The sequence below is a fragment of the Pseudomonas sp. ABa2 genome, from assembly GCF_056676075.1.
In genome coordinates this window covers 1,963,127-1,980,287 of record NZ_CM155239.1, presented here as the reverse complement: position 1 = coordinate 1,980,287, position 17,161 = coordinate 1,963,127, and the positions used below count along the sequence as shown (strand labels likewise).

Sequence of the window (17,161 nt, the reverse complement as noted above, 5' to 3'; positions counted from 1 at the left end):
ACGTTATGCTAGGCTTCGCGCCAGGTCAAGCGACATTCCTCCGGAGCTCCCATGCGCTACTCCGCCGAACACAAGGCCGAAACCCGCGAGAAACTGCTCGCCAGCAGCGGCGCCATCGCCAAGCAGGGCGGCTTCGCCACCACCGGCGTGGACGCCCTGATGAAGGCCATCGGCCTCAGCGGCGCGGCCTTCTACAGCCATTTCGACTCCAAGGACGCGCTGTTCGCCGCGCTGCTCGAACGCGAGCTGAGCAACAGCCTGGCCCGCCTCGGCGCCGGCGATGGCGGGCGCGACAAACTCAAGCGCTGCCTGGCCGCCTACCTCAGCCTGGCCCACGTCGAGCAGCCGCAGCAGGGCTGCGCCCTGCCCGCCCTCGGCGCCGAGATCGCCCGCGCCGACCTGGCCGTACGCCAACGCGTCGAGGACTGGATAGTGCAACTGCAGCAGGCCTGGGCCGAGATCTTGGACGACCCGCAACTGGCCTGGGCCATCCTCGCCCAATGCCTCGGCGCCGTGCTGCTGGCGCGCATGCTGGCCGGCGGCGAAGCCCGCCAGCAGGTGCTGGACGCCAGCCTGAATCTGCTGCAAGGCACACTGGAGCCTGTCGGCTGAGGGCGGATACCGCTAGGCTAGAGGCTATTTCCCCGCGGCAGGATCCCCCCATGTCCCATACCCCTTCCCCCCTGGTCGGCGACAGCCCGTTGCACGCCATCGAAGTGCGCCTGCTTGGCTGCCTGATCGAAAAGCAGCTGACCACCCCGGAAAGCTATCCGCTGACCCTCAATGCCCTGCAACTGGCCTGCAACCAGAAGACCAGCCGCGAGCCGCTGATGAACCTGGAAACCGGCGAAGTCGGCCGTTACCTGCGCAGCCTGGAGGGCCGCGAGCTGGTGCGCCTGGTCATGGGCAGCCGCGCCGATCGCTGGGAGCAGCGCTGCGACAAGCAGCTGGAGCTGGTCAAGCCGCAGACCGTGCTGCTCGGCCTGCTGCTGCTGCGCGGCCCGCAGACCCTGAGCGAACTGCTGACGCGCAGCAACCGCATGCACGACTTCGACGACGTCGCCGAAGTCCAGCACCAGCTGGAGCGCCTGATCGGCCGCGGCCTGGTGGTGCTGCTGCCGCGCCAGAGCGGCCAGCGCGAGGATCGCTATATGCACCTGCTGGGCGAGCCGGCCGACCTGGAAAGCCTGCTGGCCAGCCGCCCCAGTTCGCGTAGCGAGACCTCGGCACCTAACGACGAACGCCTGGTCGAACTGGAAGCGCGCATCGCCGCCCTCGAAGAACGTCTGGCGCGCCTCGAAGGCGCGCAATAATCCCTATGGAAAAGGAGCCCACAGCGTTGACTCTCAAGACCCGTTTCAGCCTGATTCTCGCCACCGCCCTGCTCGCCGCCGGCTGCAGCACTGCCGACAAACCGCCGGCCAAGCCCGCCGACCCCAGCCAGGGCTGCACCTCCTCGGCGGTGGAACACCTGCAGGGCCAGGTGGCCACCCCCGAACTGCTCGAACAGGCCCGCCAGCAGGCCGGCGCCAGCACCGCTCGCGTGCTCACCCCCGGCAGCGTGGTGACCCTGGAATACAACGGCCAGCGCCTCAATCTCAACGTCGACGACCAGCGCGTCATCACCCGCGTATCCTGCGGCTAGCCTGGTCGAGGTGCGGGTGACGCCCGCACCTTCCTCTGGCGCAAAGATCATTGGCGCGCTAGCTTTAAGCACACTTCCCCCTCACAGGCCACCGCCATGACCACCCAAGTGCAGCCCTGCGCCGAGCTGCTGCTGGACAACCAGCTGTGCTTCGCCCTCTATTCCACCTCGCTGCTGATGACCAAGACCTACAAGCCGCTGCTGCAGGCACTGGGACTGACCTATCCGCAGTACCTGGCCATGCTGGTGCTGTGGGAGAACGACGGCATCACCGTCGGCGAGATCAGCGCACGCATGCTCACCGACCCCGGCTCGCTCACCCCCCTGCTCAAGCGCCTGGAAAGCGAGGGCCTGCTGCAGCGGGTACGCAGCAGCCAGGACGAACGCGTGGTGCAGCTCTACCTCACCGACCGGGGCCGCGCCCTGCACGAGCAGGCCAAGGCGCTGCCGGCCTGCATCCTCAAGGCCTCCGGCCTGAGCCTGGAGAAGCTCGCCTCGCTCAAAGCGGATCTGGTGGAACTGCGCAGTCACCTGCAGCAATCGCTCTAAACCAGGCGCTCATGCCGCCCATCGCACCCGGTAGCGATTGAGCGGCCGCCACCTCAAGGTCCATCCGAGGTCCGCACGCCACCCCGCCCGAGCACTTCCATCGGCTCTATCCTCCGTCACGCCTGCTTATGCTCTGAAGTTCCAGGGTTATAGCGAAATACTCAAAAAATTATCTTGCGCGCAAAATATATGCGGACTACAGTTCGCTCCATGGAAATGACTTGCGCACAAAACATTAGCGCGAAACATTCCACGGAGACTTCACAGTCGTCTCCACCCGCTACCCACCGAAGCCCTGGAGAAACCGATGAAAACCCTGATCGCACTGACCGCCACGCTGATTCTTTCCGCCCCGGTTCTGGCCGACAATGGTCAAGCCAGCCAGAACGGCAAGGGCCTGTACCCCGAATGGCTGATCAGCCACGAAGGCTAATCGACGAATACCTACGCACCCCAATCGCATCTCAAGAGGAATACCGCCATGACCATCGAAAACGTTCTCTACCGTGCTACCGCTGAAGCCTTCGGCGGCCGTGAAGGCCGCGCCGTCTCCTCCGACGGCGTACTGGACATCGCCCTGACCACGCCGAAGGAACTCGGCGGCGCCGGCGGCAACGGCACCAACCCGGAACAACTGTTCGCCGCCGGCTATTCGGCCTGCTTCCTCGGCGCCCTGAAGTTCGTCGCCGCCCGCGACAAGCTGAGCATCCCGGCCGACTCCTTTATCGAAGGCACCGTGGGCATCGGCCCGATCCCCACCGGCTTCGGCATCGAGGTGGAGCTGCGCATCAGCCTGCCGGGCCTGGACCGCGAAGCGGCGCAGACCCTGGTGGACCGCGCGCACATCGTCTGCCCCTACTCCAATGCCACCCGCGGCAACATCGACGTCACCTTGACCATCGTCTGACACACTGGGGCGAACGCTGACGGCCTGGCCGTCAGCGGGCCCAAGAGGAAACACCGCAGCCACCCCGTATCGCTGCGGCTTACCGCTGAATATCGCCATGCCGATTGCCATCGGCGTACCCCCCAGCCCCTGGTGCGATGTGGTCACCGCGAAGATGACCGCTCGCAGCGGCACCGGCCCACGAGCAGCTGTCCAGCGCCTGCTGCAACCAGAACCGCCCTTGTGGATCCGTCCGCCATCCCGGTGGACACCAAGGTGATCCAGGTGAACGCTCGACGACCCACCGAGGCGGCCCAAGCGGCATTGCCCATCCCAAAGCGCGTCCTGAAGAACGCCGCCATCCTCACTCCGTCAGACTGAAAGGCAAGCCAGCGGACGGCCGGGCAGATATTCATCGGCCCGGGCAAGGCGGCCGGCCGCCCGGGATCCCTACTCTTCACTACGAGTCAATCGCGCACAGCGATAAACGCGAGAAGTAGTGATGAACCTATATCAGCCTGACCCCGTTACCCAGCACAGCGGCCATATCGGCGCTCGTCAGACCCGTGTCGAGGATGCTGCATTGCTGCGTGGCCTGGGCTGCTATGCCGACGATGCGGCCACCGCGCCCGGTACCCTGCACGCGGCCATCGTCCGTTCACCCCATCCCCACGCGCGCATCACCGCCGTGGACTTCTCCAAAGCGCTGCTGATGAAAGGCGTGCACGGCGTACTCATCGGTGAGGACGTCAAGCGGTGGGCCCTGCCATTCCCGGTCGGCGTGCGTCAGCCGATGGAGCACTGGTGCATCGCCGTGGACAAGGTGCGCTACGTCGGCGAGCCGGTGGCGGTCGTGATCGCCGAGAGCCGTTACCTGGCCGAAGACGCCCTGGAAGGCGTACGTGTCGACTATGAGCCGCTGCCGCCGATCATCGACCCGGAAGCTGCCACCACCGAACAGGCGCCGGTGCTGCATGAGGCAGTCGGCAGCAACGTGGTCAACGAGCGGCATTTCCGCTACGGCGAACCGGAACAGGCCTTCGCGCAGGCGCCGCACCGGGTAGCGCTGAAGGTGCGCTTTCCGCGCAGCTCCTGCACCCCCATCGAATGCTACGTGGTGCTTGCCCAGTACGAACGCGCCACCGGCATCTACGATGTGCTGGCCAACTTCCAGGGCCCCTATGCGCTGCACACGGTGATGGCCCGCGCGCTCAACGTGCCGAGCAACCGCCTGCGTCTGCGCACGCCGAAAGACTCCGGCGGCAGCTTCGGGATCAAACAGGGCGTGTTCCCCTACGTGGTGATGATGGGGCTGGCGGCACGCAAGGTCGGAGCCCCGGTGAAATGGGTCGAAGACCGCCTCGAGCATCTGCAGGGCGCGTCCTCCGCGACCAATCGGGTCACCGAGATCGAGGCGGCGGTGCAGGCCGACGGTCGCATCACCGCCCTGCGTTATGACCAGATCGACGACTGCGGCGCCTACCTGCGCGCACCGGAACCGGCCACCTTCTATCGCATGCACGGCAACCTCACGGGTGCCTATGCGATTCGCAACCTGCTGGTGCGCAACCGCGTGGTGCTGACCAACAAGACCCCCACCGGCCTCAACCGGGGCTTCGGCGGCCCGCAGGTGTACTTCGCCCTGGAGCGTCTGCTGCAGCATATCGCCGTGCAGCTGGATCTCGATCCGCTGGAGGTGATCCGCCGCAACCTGGTACCGGCCGACGCCTTCCCCTACCGGGCCGCGGCCGGCGCCCTGCTGGATTCCGGCAATTACCAGGCCGGCATCGATTTGGCGGTCAGGGACGGCGGTCTCGACGAACTGTTGCGCCGCCGCGAGCAGGCGCGCGGCGAAGGTCGGCTGTACGGCATCGGCTATGCCGCGGTGATCGAGCCGTCGATCTCCAACATGGGCTACATCACCGCCGCGATGACGCCCGAGGAACGGCGCAAGGCCGGGCCGAAGAACGGTGCGGTGAGCACGGCGACCATCAACGTCGGCCCGCTCGGTGACGTCAGCGTGCACGTCTCCTCGACGCCCCAGGGCCAGGGGCACCAGACCGCGGTGGCGCAGATAGTCGCCGATGTGCTCGGTGTGGCGCTGGAATCGATAGTGGTCAACGTCGAACTGGACACTCAGAAGGATGCCTGGTCGATCGCCTCGGGCAACTATTCCAGCCGCTTCGCCGGCGCGGTGGCCGGGGTGGTCTACCAGGCCGCGCTGAAGGTGCGCGATCGCCTCGCCGCGATCGCCGCCGCGCAACTGCAAGCCAAGGCGGCAGACATCCGCTTCGGAGGCGGCAAGATCTTCGTCGCCGACGGCGGTCCTTCCGCCCCCTTTCACCGCATCGCCGGCGCCACCCACTGGACGCCCGGCCTGCTCCCGCAAGGCGAACCGGGCGGCCTGCGCGAGACCGCATTCTGGAGCCCGCCGCAGCTCATGGCGCCGGACGACGACGATCTCATCAACAGCTCGCTGTGCTACGGCTTCGTCTTCGACATCTGTGGCCTGGAGATCGACCGCGTCACCGGCGCGATTCATATCGACCGCTACGTGACCTGCCACGATGCCGGCCGCCTGCTCAATCCCGCGCTGGTCGACGGGCAGATCCGCGGCGGCTTTACCCAGGGGCTTGGCGCGGCGCTGATGGAGGAGTTCGCCTATGGCGAGGACGGCAGCTTCCTCTCCGGAACCTTCGCCGACTACCTGGTGCCCACTGCCCCGGAAGTGCTCGAGCCGGTGATCCTGCATCTGGAAACACCCTCGCCGTTCACCCCCCTGGGGGCCAAGGGCGTCGGCGAGGGCAACAACATGAGCACGCCGGTATGCATCGCCAACGCCGTGGCCGATGCCCTCGGCCGCGCCGACATCCGCCTGCCGCTGACTCCCTCGAAGGTGCGCACGCTGATCGGCATCGACGAGCCGCCGCGGCCGGCCGGCATGCAGCAGGACGACGGTTTCGCCGCAGAGCCGGCCGCTGGTTCGGCCCTGCGCGCCAACGATGCGGTGGTGATCCCGGCGCCGCCACAGCAGGTGTTCGACACCCTGCTCGACCCGGCCACCCTGGCGGCGATCATCCCCGGCTGCCATGCCCTCGAACTGCAGGGCGAGAATCGCTACCGCGCGGACGTCACCGTCGGCGTCGGCATGATCCGCGCGCGCTTCGAGGCCAAGGTCGCCCTGAGCGAGCTGGACCCACCGCATTCGTTGCGCCTGTCCGGATCCGGCACCAGCTCCATGGGCTCGGCCGAGGGCCACGCCAGGGTGCGTTTCGTCGCCTTGGAGAACGGTCACACGCGCCTGGAATACCAATACCAGGTCGCCGTCAGCGGCAAGGTCGCCGCAGTCGGCAGCCGCATGATGCAAGGGGCCTCGAAAGTGATCATCGGACAGATTTTCACCCGCCTGTCGCAGCGGGTCAGTGGCCAGGCGATCGCCGCGGGCTGGTGGCCCCGCCTGCGTGCGCTGTTGGCCCGGCTGCTCGGCAAGGGAGGTGCGCAATGAAACCGGCTGCCTTCGATTACGTCCGCGCCGAAAGCCGCCGCCAGGTGCTCGAGCTGCTCGCCGAGTATGGCGCGGATGCGCGCATCATTGCCGGCGGGCAGTCGCTGATGGCGGTGCTGAACATGCGCCTGGCCCAGCCCAAGCTGCTGATCGACATCAACCAGGTCGCCGACCTGGACTACATCGAGCTGCGCAAGGACTGCCTGGCGGTTGGCGCGGCGGTGCGCCAGGCGCAACTGCTGGCGCGGCCGACGCTGGTCGACGAGGTGCCGCTGCTGGCCCTGGCGATGCCCTGGATCGGCCATTTCCAGACCCGCAACCGCGGCACCGTGTGCGGTTCGGTGGCCCACGCCGACCCCAGCGCCGAGCTGCCGCTGTGCCTGGTGACCTTGGGCGGCGAGATCGTCCTGGAGTCGAAGAAAGGCAGGCGCGTGGTCAAGGCCGCCGAGTTCTTCCAGGGCATTCTCACCACCGACAAACGCGCCGACGAACTGCTCGTCGAGGTGCGCTTCCCGCTCAAACGCGAGGGCATCGACTACCGCTTCCGGGAAATCGCCATGCGCCACGGCGACTTCGCCATCGTCTCGCTGGCCGCCTGTGTCGGCACCGACGAGGTGCGTCTGGGCGTCGGCGGGGTCGCCGATCGCCCGGTAATGCGCAGCCTGCCGCGCGGCCCGGCGCTGGCCGACGCGCTCAACGAAACCGCCTGGTCGCTCGACGCCCAGGACGATGTGCACGCCAGCGCGGCCTACCGCCGGCAACTGATTCGCGAGCTGGGTCACCGGCTCATCGAAGGAGTCTGAATATGCGCGCAACCGCCGAACAACGTTTTCCCGTCCGTCTCGAGCTCAATGGCCGCTCGCGCGAAGGCCTGGCCGAGCCGCGTACCCAGCTGTGCGATTTCCTGCGCCACGACCTCGGTGCCACCGGCGTTCATGTCGGCTGCGAGCACGGCGTCTGCGGCGCCTGCACGGTGCTGGTGGACGGCGTCGCCGTGCGCTCCTGCCTGATGCTCGCCGTGCAGGCCCACGAACGGCGCATCGAGACAGTCGAAGCGCTGGCCGACGACGACACGCTGAGCGACCTGCAACAGGCGTTCCGCCGTCATCACGCCCTGCAGTGCGGTTTCTGCACTGCGGGCATCCTCATGTCCTGCGTGGATTTCCTCGAGCGGCAGCCCGACCCGAGCGAGGCCGAAGTGCGCGACATGCTTTCCGGGCACCTGTGCCGCTGCACTGGTTACACCGGCATCGTCCAGGCGGTGCTGGAAGTGGCTGCCCAACGCCAAACGAACGAAGAGGTAAAACAATAATGTTCGATCTCGGACGCAGCTTCCTCGCTGCCGTGGAACGCCGCCCGCTGGCCACTGCGGTCAGCGACGGCACAGTGAAAAAAACCTACGAACAGTGGTTAGCCGATATCCAGTGTGCCGCCCACGGCCTCGCGTCACTCGGACTGGGCAGAGGTGATCGCCTGCTGGTGGCCATGCAGAACCGCTGGCAGATGGCGACCCTGCACTGGGCCTGCCAGTTCGCCGGCATCGTCATGACCCCGCTGAACTGGCGCTCGACTGCCGAGGAGTTGGCCTACTGCATCGAGGATGCGCAGGTCCGCGCATTGGCCTACGACGACGCCACCGTGGCTGCGGTCGCTGCCTGCGCGGCGGCGAACGGTCTGCCGCGGATCGCCGCGGGTGAGCGCGCCGCGGACGCCGACCTGAGCTTCGCCGAACTCTGCGCAGAGGCGCCAACGACGACCATCCTGCGCGCCACGCCCGAGGATTTCTCCCTGCTGCTCTATACCTCCGGCACCACCAGCAAGCCCAAGGGCGTGCCGCGCCGGCATAGCGCGGAACGCGCCGCGGCGGTCGCCCATGTGGCGCAGAACCTCTATCGCCACGGTGAATGCACCCTCGGCGTGATGCCGCTGTACCACACCATGGGCGTGCGCTCGCTGCTGGCCATGGCGCTGATCGACGGGCATTTCGTCTGCGTGCCGAAGTTCGACGTCGAGGCCACCCTGGAGGCCATCGAGCGGGAACAGGTCAGCAACCTGTACCTGGTGCCGACCCTCTATCACATGCTCATCGAGCACCCGGCCTTCACCCGCGAACGGGTCGCCAGCGTGGAGAAAATCGGCTTCGCCGGCGCGCCCATGAGCGACGGGCTGATGCGCCGTGTCGAGCAGGCGTTCCAGCCGCAGTTGTTCGTCAACCACTACGGCAGCTCGGAGATCTATACCTTCACCATCGACCAGCAGGCCAGCCGCAAGCCTGGCTCCTCGGGGCGCAGCGCGCTGAACCAGCGGGTGCGGGTGGTGCCGATCGACGCCGAATCGGCACAGGTGCAAAGCAAGCCCATGGAAGAAGGCCAGATCGTCGCCGACCTGGCCAGCGACGAGGCGTTCGAAGGCTACCTGAACCGCCCCGAAGCCACGGCCAAGGCGCTGCGCGACGGCTGGTACTTCACCGGCGACACCGGCTATTTCGATGAGGACGGCGACCTGTTTGTCACCGGGCGGGTGGACGACCTGATCATCACCGGCGGCGAGAACGTCAGCCCGGTGGAGATCGAGAACGTGCTCTCACTGCACCCCGCCGTCGAGGAAGTGGTGGTGGTCGGTCTGCCGGACGAGCAGTGGGGCAAGATCATCGCCGCCTTCATCAAGCGGCGTGCCGAGGTCAGCGAAAGCGAACTGGATGCCCACTGCATCAGTTCCGGCCTGGCCAAGTTCAAGCGGCCGCGGCGTTACCAGTTCATCGACGAAATTCCCAAATCCCCCGTTGGCAAGGTGCTGCGCCGCGTCTTGCTGGCCCAGCACCAGGAACAGGCCCAAAAAGGCTGACTGCTCACTATCCCGAGGACATCCATCATGCAACTGCAAGCCATCCAGCAATTTCTCGAAACCCCGTTCGACGGCTTCCAGGTCGAGGTCGATGCGGCCCGTGAGCGCGCCGACATCATCCTCAACCGCCCGCCGCTGAACGTCATTTCCATGGCCCAGCGCGACCAGTTGCGCCAGGTCTTCGAAGCGCTTGACGCACATCCGCAGGTGCGCGTCATCGTGCTGCGCGCGGTGGGCGAGCACTTCTCCAGCGGCGGCGACATCAAGGGCTTCCTCGAGGCCTCGCCGGAGCACGTCTCCAAGCTGGCCTGGAACGTCGCCGCGCCGGTGCGCTGCGAGAAGCCGGTGATCGCCGCCAACCGTGGCTATACCTTCGGCGTCGGTTTCGAGCTGTCGCTGGCCTGCGATTTCCGCATCGCCTCGGAGACCACTCGCTATGCATTGCCCGAGCAGAATCTCGGGCAGATCCCCGGCTCCGGCGGTTCGGCGCGCCTGCAGAAGATCATCGGCGTGGCCCGCACCAAGCACATGGTCATGCGCGCCAAGCGCATCAGCGGCGAACAGGCCTATGACTGGGGCATCGCCACCGAGTGCGTCGCGGACGCCGAGCTGGACAGCACGGTAGACGCGCTGGTCGAAGAACTGCGGCGCTTCTCGCCGCTGGCCCAGCGCACGGCCAAGCGCTTGATCAACGACAACGAAGACGCGCCGCTGAGCGTGGCCATCGAGATGGAAGGCCATTGCTACAGCCGCCTGCGCAGCTCGCATGACTTCAAGGAAGGCGTCGAGGCGTTCCACAGCAAGCGCCCGGCGGTATTCCGCGGCGAGTGATCTTCCCGCCGGGGCTTGCCTGCGGCAGGCCCCGGCAGACAACGGCCATACCGCAGTACAACAACAATCGCGGAGAACGGGTCATGCCTGGCAATAAAGCGAACACGGTTTTTGCATCACCCTCCGACGTCTCAGCAGGTTATTCACTGCGAGAGGCATTCACCCTCAAGTCGGTCAGCGCCGGGGTCGTAGCCGCGCTGTTCGGCTGTTCCGGGCCGGCGCTGATCGTCATCAGCGCCGCCGAAGCCGGCCATTTGAGCAATGGCCAGACGGTTGCCTGGCTATTCGCCATCTACGTGCTCGGCGGACTGATCAGCATCGGCATGGCGCTGCGCTACCGCCAGCCGATCTGCGGCGCTTACTCGATTCCTGGCGCGGCGATCATGATCGCGGCACTCGGCGGTCTGGATTTTCGCCAGGCGGTCGGCGCCTTCATCATGAGCGGTGCGCTGGTCCTGCTGCTCGGCTTGAGCGGGCTGATCGGCAAGTTGATGCGCTGGCTGCCGATGCCCATCGTCATGGCGATGATCGCCGGGGCGATGATCCGCTTCGGCGTCGGCGCGGTAGAGGCGGTCGGCAGCGTACCGCTGATGGCCGGTCTGGCGGCGCTGACCTTCTTCCTGGTCATGCGCTTCGTCAAGGCGGTGCCGCCGGTGCTGGCTGCCGGGGTGGTGGGCTTCGCCGCGGCCTTGGCCCTGGGCCTGCTGAAACCGGCGGATGTGGATATCGCCTTCGTCATGCCGACGTTCACCACGCCCATGTTCACCCTGGCGACCTTCTTCGCCATATCGGTGCCGCTGGCGGCGCTGGTGATCGGTGCCGAGAATGCCCAGGCCACCGGCGTGCTGATGGTCGAGGGCTACAAGCCGCCGGTCAATGAGATGACCGTGGTGAGCGGCGTGGGCGGCATGCTGGCCGGGCTGTTGGGCGGGCACAACGCCAATATCGCCGGGCCGATGACGGCGATCTGCAGTTCCGAGCAGGCCGGCGACGATCCGCGTCAACGCTACGGGGCGACCCTGGTCAATGGCGTGCTGTTCGCCCTGTTCGGCGTATTCGCCGGTGTCGCCGTGCCCTTCATCCTCGCCTTGCCGCGTGAGTTGATCCTGGTGGTCGCCGGCCTGGCGATGATCGGCGTGTTGCTCAGCTCGTTGCAGCAGGCCTTCCACAAAGAAACCGGCTGCCAGATCGGTGCATTCGTCGCCCTGGTGGTGGCCATGAGCAAGTTCAGCCTGTTCGGTATCAGCGCGCCGTTCTGGGCGCTGGTGATCGGCGTGGCGGTGTCCTGGGTGCTCGGCGAGTTGCGCCGTGAGCGGACCGCCTAGAGTGGCCTGGCCCTCGCCCAGTAACGACACAGCGCGCACGTCTTAAACGCTGTACCCCTCAAGAGTTCCCACTGCCACACATGGACCTGCACGAGGCCCGTGGGAGCTCTTTTGCCTAAAAATCGAATAAGAAAGAGAGCGTATAACTATGACCTTTACCTTAACTCGCCTATGCAAAGCCACCCGTTGCCTGGTCTACACCGGTTTGCTGCTGGGGTTGCCGTTCCAGGCTTTGGCGGCCGACAGCGATTTTTTCAAGGACGCCACGGCAACCCTGCAAGCACGCAATTACTACTTCAGTCGCGACTTCTCCGACATAGTCGGGCCGAACCAGCAGTCCAAGGCCGAGGAGTGGGCGCAGGGCTTTATCCTCAACTTCAAGTCCGGCTACACCCCGGGCACCGTCGGTTTCGGCGTGGATGCCATCGGCCTGCTCGGCCTCAAGCTCGACAGCAGCCCGGATCGGGTGAACACCGGCCTGTTGCCGACCCGCGAGAGCGGCAAGGCGGCCGATGATTACAGCCGCCTGGGCGCCGCCTTGAAGGTCAAGCTGTCGGCGACCGAGCTGAAGGTCGGCGAGCTGCAGCCCAACCTGCCGGTGCTGGCCTTCAGCGACATACGCCTGCTGCCGCCGAGCTACCAGGGTGTCAGCGTCGTCTCCAACGAGCTGGCCGGGCTGACCCTGCAGGCCGGCCACCTCAACTCCACCAGCCTGCGCAACGAGGCCGGCGACGACCAGATGCTGGCCACCCTCGGCCACCTGCCGCAGCGCGCCGCCCGCAGCGACGCCTTCAACTATGCCGGCGCTGACTACGCCTTCAACGCCAGCCGCACCACCGCCAGCGCCTGGTACGGCGAGTTGGAGGATATCTACAACCAGCGCTTCATCGGCCTCAAGCACAGCGAGCCGCTGGGCGCCTGGACCCTGGGTGCCAACCTCGGTTTCTACGACGCCAGTGAGGACGGCGACCGCTTGCTCGGCGACATCGACAACCAGGCGCTGTTCTCCCTGCTGTCGGCCAAGCACGGCGGCCATACCTTCTATCTCGGCTATCAGGCGATGTTCGGCGACAGCGCCTTTCCTCGGGTATTCGCCAACATCGCGCCGCTGGGCAACGAGGTGCCGACCTTCGAGTTCGCCTCGGCCGACGAGCGCTCCTGGCAGCTGCGCTACGACTACGACTTCGCCGCCATGGGCGTGCCGGGCCTGGTGGCCGGGGTGCGCTACATCCGCGGCGACAACGTCGATGCCCAGGCCACCAACCGCGGCGGTGCGCGCTACGAGGGCAAGGACTGGGAGCGTGACCTGGACATCGGCTACGTGGTGCAGAGCGGCGCGCTCAAGGGCCTCGGCGTGCGCGTGCGCAACGTCACCGCGCGCTCCAACTACCGCAGCGACATCGACGAGAACCGGCTGATCCTCAGCTACAGCCTGACTTTGTTTTGAGCCCTTCCCGGTATCCCGGGTGATGGCTTGGCCCGCTCTCGCGGGCCTTTTTTATTCGCCCATCAGCCCTTATTTAGACGAAAAGGCAAATCGGCAGACGTAAAGACCAATATTCCATCGGGTTGGCAAGGCGTGCGCCATTGCGTGCCGTAACCTGACCATCCGGCGGACGGCTGATAAAACGCTGCAACGACAAAACGCAGGCGTCACCGGGGATTTCCCGCCCCCGTGCATGTCTGGACAGGGGCGAAACGGGCAACTTCGCGTCTGCTGCCTCCCCTGTTAAGGCACGGGTGATAGCGGCTCTACGAGGTACTGGAAGCATGCGCCATCTCGATCTACAGGTTGTCAGCCAGGCGCTCGACTGGGCCCTTGCCGGTCGTGCGCTGTGGTTCTGTACGGTTCTCTCGACCTATGGCTCGGCGCCGCGTGCGCCGGGGGCGATGCTGGTGGCCAGCGGTGCCGGCGAGCATGTCGGTTCACTCTCCGGCGGCTGTGTCGAGGAGGAATTCCTCGCCAGCCTGGCGCGTGGCGAGCTGCGCGAGCCGGCGCAGATTGTCCGCTACGGCGACAGCGCCGAGGAGAGTCGGCGCCTGCGCTTGCCCTGCGGTGGGGTGCTGGTGGTGCTGGTGGAACACCGCGCGCCCAGCGGCGAGTGGATCGAGCACCTGCAAGCCCTGCAGGCGGCGTTGCTCGGTCAGCATCGCCTGGTGCGTCATGTCGACCTTGGCAGTGGTGCGCTGCGCCTGGATCCGGACGCCGTTCAGGGTAGCGAACGGGTGCACATCGTCGATGAAACGGTGCGCATTCATGTCGGCCCGGTGCTGCGCCTGATTCTCGCCGGGCTCTCCCCGGTGGCCGAAGCCTGCGCCGCTTTTGCCCGCGCCATCGGCTGCGAGGTGATCGCCTGCGACCCCCGTGAGGAGGTCGAGCACATCGTGCTCGACGGCGTGCAGATGCAGCGCGTGCTGCCCTCGCTGTTTATCGCTGCTGGCGGCTGCCACGCCGCCACCGCAGTGGTGGCGTTGACCCACGATCCGCGTATCGACGACCTGGCCCTGATGGAGGCGGTGCGCACCCCGGCGTTCTACATTGGCGCCATGGGCTCGCAGGCCACCTCGGCCAAGCGCGCCGAACGGCTCAAGCGCGTTGGCGGCCTGTCCGACGAGCAGATCGCGCGCCTGCACATGCCCATTGGTCTGGATCTGGGCAGCAAGGCGCCGGCGGAAATAGCCCTGGCGGTCATGGCCGATGTCCTGCGCGTATACCATGGCAAGGCGCGTCATGCCTTGTGAGCAGGTCGCGGCCCTGGTGCTGGCGGTATTGCGCGGCGATATGCCCCGGATCGGCTCTACGACTCATGGATACTTGTGCGCCAAGGCGAATCGATCAAATATTGCGCAGCCGCGCTATCGAGGCTACTCAGGACATCCGGTGTGGTTTGGCCAAGATTTCTGGCCAGCGCTGCCGGGACTCGATGGCGATAGCGGTGCCCCTGAACTCCTCCGTGAGCACGCGGCGCCCGCCGTGGAGGGTCCAGGTATCCACCTGGATATCGATACGCCTGCCGACCTTCGGCTAACCGCCCCGAGGGAAATCTTCCAAGACGGCGCAGAGAGAACCAAGCGCTGCGGACAACGCTCATCCAGCGGATGAGGGAGAACAGCTTATGTCGGACGCTCAACGCGTATTTCATGGCAATTTCGGCCGCGTTGCCTTGTTGAACATGAACAAACCCTTGGTCATGCATACCCATTCGGAATGCCATGTGCTGGTGAAAGTGGCGGGAGACGACACCTTCTTCAACGTCCGCGGCCGTCAGGTGCCGCTGACCGACCGCAATGCGGTCCTGGTCAACGCCTGGGAACCGCATTATTTCGATTATCAGGCAGGTGCCGGCAATACCTTGATTCTGGCTCTGTACATCGAGCCGGCCTGGCTGGCCACCGCGCAACAGTCGCTCGCCTTGAGCAGTCGGCCAGACTTTTTTGCGCAATCCTCCATGGAACTGAGCACGCAAAACCGCAATCTGGCGGATCGCTTGATTGCTGAAATGCACAGCCCTGGCCTGGTTCCACAGGAGCGTATCGAGTTTTACCTGTTCGACTTCCTCATCCAGCTGATCGAAGACTCCTCGCAGTGGCGGCACCTCTGTCGGATGGGCGTTCGTACCGTCAATGACTACCGCGACGCGCGGGTGCGCAAAGGTACCGACTATTTGCTCAATCACCTGGATGACCCGGCGCCAATCGACAATGCGGCCAAAAGCTGTGGTCTGTCGCGCGCGCACTTCTATTCCCTGTTTCGCAAGGACACCGGCATGACCCCCAACCTGCTGCTCAATGCGGCGAGGATGCGGCGTGCCTTTTCCTGGCTCGACAGCGAACGCAGTGGCACCCTGGGCTTGCTTTCCGAATCCTTGGGGTTCTCCGAGCAGGGGCATTTCACGCGCTTCTTCAAGCACCATATCGGCGCCTCGCCGAGCCAGTACCAGCGGGTGGTGGACAGTTACCCGCATTCCTGAGCCATGGATCCTTGGCGGTTGCCGGAGCCCAGTGCACAGGGTTCTTGCATTGAAGCGAGTGGCTGCTGCCGGTCGTGGCCGGCCAGCGTTGACCCGGGGTTACGGCGGTGCGCACCGCGCTGGATCGGGTCGCCCGAGCGCCGAAGAGCAGCCTCGAGCCAGCGGCTGAAAAAACTAACCCCGCCACCGTTACCGGTGGCGGGGTTTGGTTTTGCTCATCGTTCTTCGCGGCTGCTCACACAGAGCTACGAACCTGTTCCCAGGTCAGGTCCAGGCACTTGCGTGCTTTTTCCACCAGCTCGTCGATCTCCGCACGGCTGATCACCAGCGGCGGTGCGATGATCATGGTGTCGCCCACGGCGCGCATGATCAGACCATTAGTAAAGCAGTGTCCGCGGCAGACCATGCCCACGCCCACCTCGCCGGAGAAGCGCGTGCGCGTCGCCTTGTCCCGCACCAGCTCGATGGCGCCGAGCATGCCGACGCCGCGCACCTCGCCCACCAGCGGATGCTCGGCCAGCTCGCGCAGGCGCTGCTGCAAATAAGGCGCCGTTTCCGTCCTGACCCGCTCGACTATGCCTTCTTCCTTGAGCAGGCGCAGGTTGGCCAGGCCCACCGCCGCCGCCACCGGGTGACCGGAGTAGGTGAAGCCGTGGTTGAAGTCGCCGTGCGCCTCGATCGCCGCGAACACCTGGTCGCTGACGATCAGCCCGCCCATGGGCACGTAGCCCGAGGTCAGGCCCTTGGCGATGGTCATCAGATCGGGCTTGAGGCCGTAGTAGTCGCTGCCGAACCACTGACCGGTACGGCCGAAGCCGCAGATCACCTCGTCGGCGACGAACAAAATGTCGTACTTGGCCAGGATTTCCTTGATCCGCGGCCAGTAGCTCTCGGGCGGGATGATCACGCCGCCGGCGCCCTGGATCGGCTCGGCGATAAAGGCCGCGACATTCTCCACGCCCAGCTCGAGAATCTTCGCCTCCAGCTGGTCGGCGGCCCACAGGCCGAACTCGTCCGGGCTCTTGTCGCCACCCTCGCCGAACCAGTAAGGCTGCGGGATATGGGCGATGCCGGGGATCGGCAGGTCGCCCTGCTCGTGCATGCCCTTCATCCCGCCGAGGCTGGCGCCGGCCACGGTGGAGCCGTGGTAGCCGTTCTCGCGGGCGATGATGATCTTCTTGGCCGGCTTGCCCTGGCACGCCCAGTAGTGGCGCACCAGGCGCAGCATGGTGTCGTTGCCTTCCGAGCCGGAACCGGTGAAGAACACGTGGTTCATGCCTTCGGGGGCCAGTTCGGCGATGGCCTGGGCCAGCTCCAGCACCGGCGGGTGGGCGGTCTGGAAGAAGGTGTTGTAGAACGGCAGCTGGCGCATCTGCGTCGCCGCGGCCTCGACCAGCTCCTCGCGACCGTAGCCGACGGCCACGCACCAGAGCCCGGCCATGCCGTCGAGGATCTTGTGACCCTCGCTGTCCCACAGGTACACGCCCTTGGCCTCGGTGATGATGCGCGGGCCCTTCTCGGCCAGCTGTTTGTAGTCGCTGAACGGCGCCAGGTGATGGGCGCGGCTCATGGCCTGCCACTGGGCGGTTTTCGGGTTGTGCATGG

Annotated in this window: 17 protein-coding genes; 16 read left to right on the top strand and 1 reads right to left on the bottom strand. The window is 66.0% G+C overall.

All coding sequences use genetic code 11. The annotated features are described in order from the left end of the window. Positions 1 to 51: 51 nt before the first annotated feature. From AC1G9C_RS09755 to AC1G9C_RS09680, 16 genes are all read left to right on the top strand, one after another. Entirely contained in the window at positions 52 to 612 is a 561-nt protein-coding gene (locus AC1G9C_RS09755) for a TetR/AcrR family transcriptional regulator (RefSeq protein ID WP_021445626.1), read from the top strand. A gap of 50 nt (positions 613 to 662) precedes the next feature. After that, positions 663 to 1,313: a YceH family protein gene (locus AC1G9C_RS09750; RefSeq protein ID WP_021445627.1), complete on the top strand. Its 651-nt coding sequence runs from the start codon at positions 663 to 665 to the stop codon at positions 1,311 to 1,313. 26 nt (positions 1,314 to 1,339) lie between these two features. Next, positions 1,340 to 1,645 carry an I78 family peptidase inhibitor gene (locus AC1G9C_RS09745; RefSeq protein ID WP_021445628.1) on the top strand — a complete coding sequence of 102 codons (306 nt, stop codon included), beginning with the start codon at positions 1,340 to 1,342 and terminating at the stop codon, positions 1,643 to 1,645. Between the two features lie 96 nt (positions 1,646 to 1,741). Beyond that, positions 1,742 to 2,194, top strand: a complete 453-nt coding sequence (locus AC1G9C_RS09740; RefSeq protein WP_021445629.1) for a MarR family winged helix-turn-helix transcriptional regulator — start codon at positions 1,742 to 1,744, stop codon at positions 2,192 to 2,194. 307 nt (positions 2,195 to 2,501) lie between these two features. Further along, entirely contained in the window at positions 2,502 to 2,627 is a 126-nt protein-coding gene (locus AC1G9C_RS09735) for a hypothetical protein (protein WP_257787000.1), read from the top strand. Positions 2,628 to 2,675: 48 nt separating this feature from the next. Beyond that, a complete protein-coding gene (locus AC1G9C_RS09730; RefSeq protein WP_021445631.1) occupies positions 2,676 to 3,101 on the top strand; it encodes an organic hydroperoxide resistance protein in 426 nt (141 codons plus the stop codon). 481 nt (positions 3,102 to 3,582) lie between these two features. Then, complete coding sequence (locus AC1G9C_RS09725) at positions 3,583 to 6,585, top strand: xanthine dehydrogenase family protein molybdopterin-binding subunit (RefSeq protein WP_480410047.1); 3,003 nt, start codon at positions 3,583 to 3,585, stop codon at positions 6,583 to 6,585. After that, a complete protein-coding gene (locus tag AC1G9C_RS09720; RefSeq protein ID WP_480410046.1) occupies positions 6,582 to 7,388 on the top strand; it encodes an FAD binding domain-containing protein in 807 nt (268 codons plus the stop codon). The genes AC1G9C_RS09725 and AC1G9C_RS09720 overlap by 4 nt, the downstream gene beginning before the upstream one ends. Before the next feature lie 2 nt (positions 7,389 to 7,390). Beyond that, positions 7,391 to 7,897: a (2Fe-2S)-binding protein gene (locus AC1G9C_RS09715; protein WP_021445634.1), complete on the top strand. Its 507-nt coding sequence runs from the start codon at positions 7,391 to 7,393 to the stop codon at positions 7,895 to 7,897. Continuing rightward, positions 7,897 to 9,429: an AMP-binding protein gene (locus AC1G9C_RS09710; protein WP_021445635.1), complete on the top strand. Its 1,533-nt coding sequence runs from the start codon at positions 7,897 to 7,899 to the stop codon at positions 9,427 to 9,429. The genes AC1G9C_RS09715 and AC1G9C_RS09710 overlap by 1 nt, the downstream gene beginning before the upstream one ends. A 27-nt stretch (positions 9,430 to 9,456) precedes the next feature. Beyond that, complete coding sequence (locus AC1G9C_RS09705; protein WP_480410045.1) at positions 9,457 to 10,260, top strand: enoyl-CoA hydratase/isomerase family protein; 804 nt, start codon at positions 9,457 to 9,459, stop codon at positions 10,258 to 10,260. 83 nt (positions 10,261 to 10,343) lie between these two features. Then, positions 10,344 to 11,585: a benzoate/H(+) symporter BenE family transporter gene (locus AC1G9C_RS09700; RefSeq protein WP_480410044.1), complete on the top strand. Its 1,242-nt coding sequence runs from the start codon at positions 10,344 to 10,346 to the stop codon at positions 11,583 to 11,585. Between the two features lie 148 nt (positions 11,586 to 11,733). Continuing rightward, positions 11,734 to 13,032: an OprD family porin gene (locus AC1G9C_RS09695; protein ID WP_480410043.1), complete on the top strand. Its 1,299-nt coding sequence runs from the start codon at positions 11,734 to 11,736 to the stop codon at positions 13,030 to 13,032. A 323-nt stretch (positions 13,033 to 13,355) separates the two neighbouring features. After that, entirely contained in the window at positions 13,356 to 14,327 is a 972-nt protein-coding gene (locus AC1G9C_RS09690; protein WP_480410042.1) for an XdhC family protein, read from the top strand. Next, positions 14,284 to 14,688, top strand: coding sequence for an NTP transferase domain-containing protein (locus AC1G9C_RS09685; protein WP_480410041.1), 405 nt, complete (start codon positions 14,284 to 14,286; stop codon positions 14,686 to 14,688). Before AC1G9C_RS09690 ends, AC1G9C_RS09685 begins: the two co-directional genes overlap by 44 nt. A gap of 13 nt (positions 14,689 to 14,701) precedes the next feature. Next, a complete protein-coding gene (locus tag AC1G9C_RS09680; RefSeq protein ID WP_021445641.1) occupies positions 14,702 to 15,556 on the top strand; it encodes a helix-turn-helix transcriptional regulator in 855 nt (284 codons plus the stop codon). Positions 15,557 to 15,791: 235 nt separating this feature from the next. On the opposite strand, the gene AC1G9C_RS09675 is transcribed toward AC1G9C_RS09680, so the two are convergent. Next, the gene (locus AC1G9C_RS09675) at positions 15,792 to 17,159 is read right to left on the bottom strand and encodes an aspartate aminotransferase family protein (RefSeq protein WP_480410040.1); all 1,368 of its coding nucleotides are present in this window, start codon (positions 17,157 to 17,159) and stop codon (positions 15,792 to 15,794) included. Positions 17,160 to 17,161: the final 2 nt, after the last annotated feature.

Bases quoted from the DNA above. Each gene is read 5' to 3' on its own strand.
- AC1G9C_RS09680 (WP_021445641.1), top strand. From the start codon at position 14,702: ATGTCGGACGCTCAACGCGTATTTCATGGCAATTTCGGCCGCGTTGCC.
- AC1G9C_RS09705 (WP_480410045.1), top strand. From the start codon at position 9,457: ATGCAACTGCAAGCCATCCAGCAATTTCTCGAAACCCCGTTCGACGGC.
- AC1G9C_RS09690 (WP_480410042.1), top strand. From the start codon at position 13,356: ATGCGCCATCTCGATCTACAGGTTGTCAGCCAGGCGCTCGACTGGGCC.
- AC1G9C_RS09730 (WP_021445631.1), top strand. From the start codon at position 2,676: ATGACCATCGAAAACGTTCTCTACCGTGCTACCGCTGAAGCCTTCGGC.
- AC1G9C_RS09735 (WP_257787000.1), top strand. From the start codon at position 2,502: ATGAAAACCCTGATCGCACTGACCGCCACGCTGATTCTTTCCGCCCCG.
- AC1G9C_RS09725 (WP_480410047.1), top strand. From the start codon at position 3,583: ATGAACCTATATCAGCCTGACCCCGTTACCCAGCACAGCGGCCATATC.
- AC1G9C_RS09750 (WP_021445627.1), top strand. From the start codon at position 663: ATGTCCCATACCCCTTCCCCCCTGGTCGGCGACAGCCCGTTGCACGCC.
- AC1G9C_RS09740 (WP_021445629.1), top strand. From the start codon at position 1,742: ATGACCACCCAAGTGCAGCCCTGCGCCGAGCTGCTGCTGGACAACCAG.
- AC1G9C_RS09695 (WP_480410043.1), top strand. From the start codon at position 11,734: ATGACCTTTACCTTAACTCGCCTATGCAAAGCCACCCGTTGCCTGGTC.
- AC1G9C_RS09675 (WP_480410040.1), bottom strand. From the start codon at position 17,159: ATGCACAACCCGAAAACCGCCCAGTGGCAGGCCATGAGCCGCGCCCAT.
- AC1G9C_RS09685 (WP_480410041.1), top strand. From the start codon at position 14,284: ATGTCCTGCGCGTATACCATGGCAAGGCGCGTCATGCCTTGTGAGCAG.
- AC1G9C_RS09710 (WP_021445635.1), top strand. From the start codon at position 7,897: ATGTTCGATCTCGGACGCAGCTTCCTCGCTGCCGTGGAACGCCGCCCG.
- AC1G9C_RS09700 (WP_480410044.1), top strand. From the start codon at position 10,344: ATGCCTGGCAATAAAGCGAACACGGTTTTTGCATCACCCTCCGACGTC.
- AC1G9C_RS09755 (WP_021445626.1), top strand. From the start codon at position 52: ATGCGCTACTCCGCCGAACACAAGGCCGAAACCCGCGAGAAACTGCTC.
- AC1G9C_RS09715 (WP_021445634.1), top strand. From the start codon at position 7,391: ATGCGCGCAACCGCCGAACAACGTTTTCCCGTCCGTCTCGAGCTCAAT.
- AC1G9C_RS09720 (WP_480410046.1), top strand. From the start codon at position 6,582: ATGAAACCGGCTGCCTTCGATTACGTCCGCGCCGAAAGCCGCCGCCAG.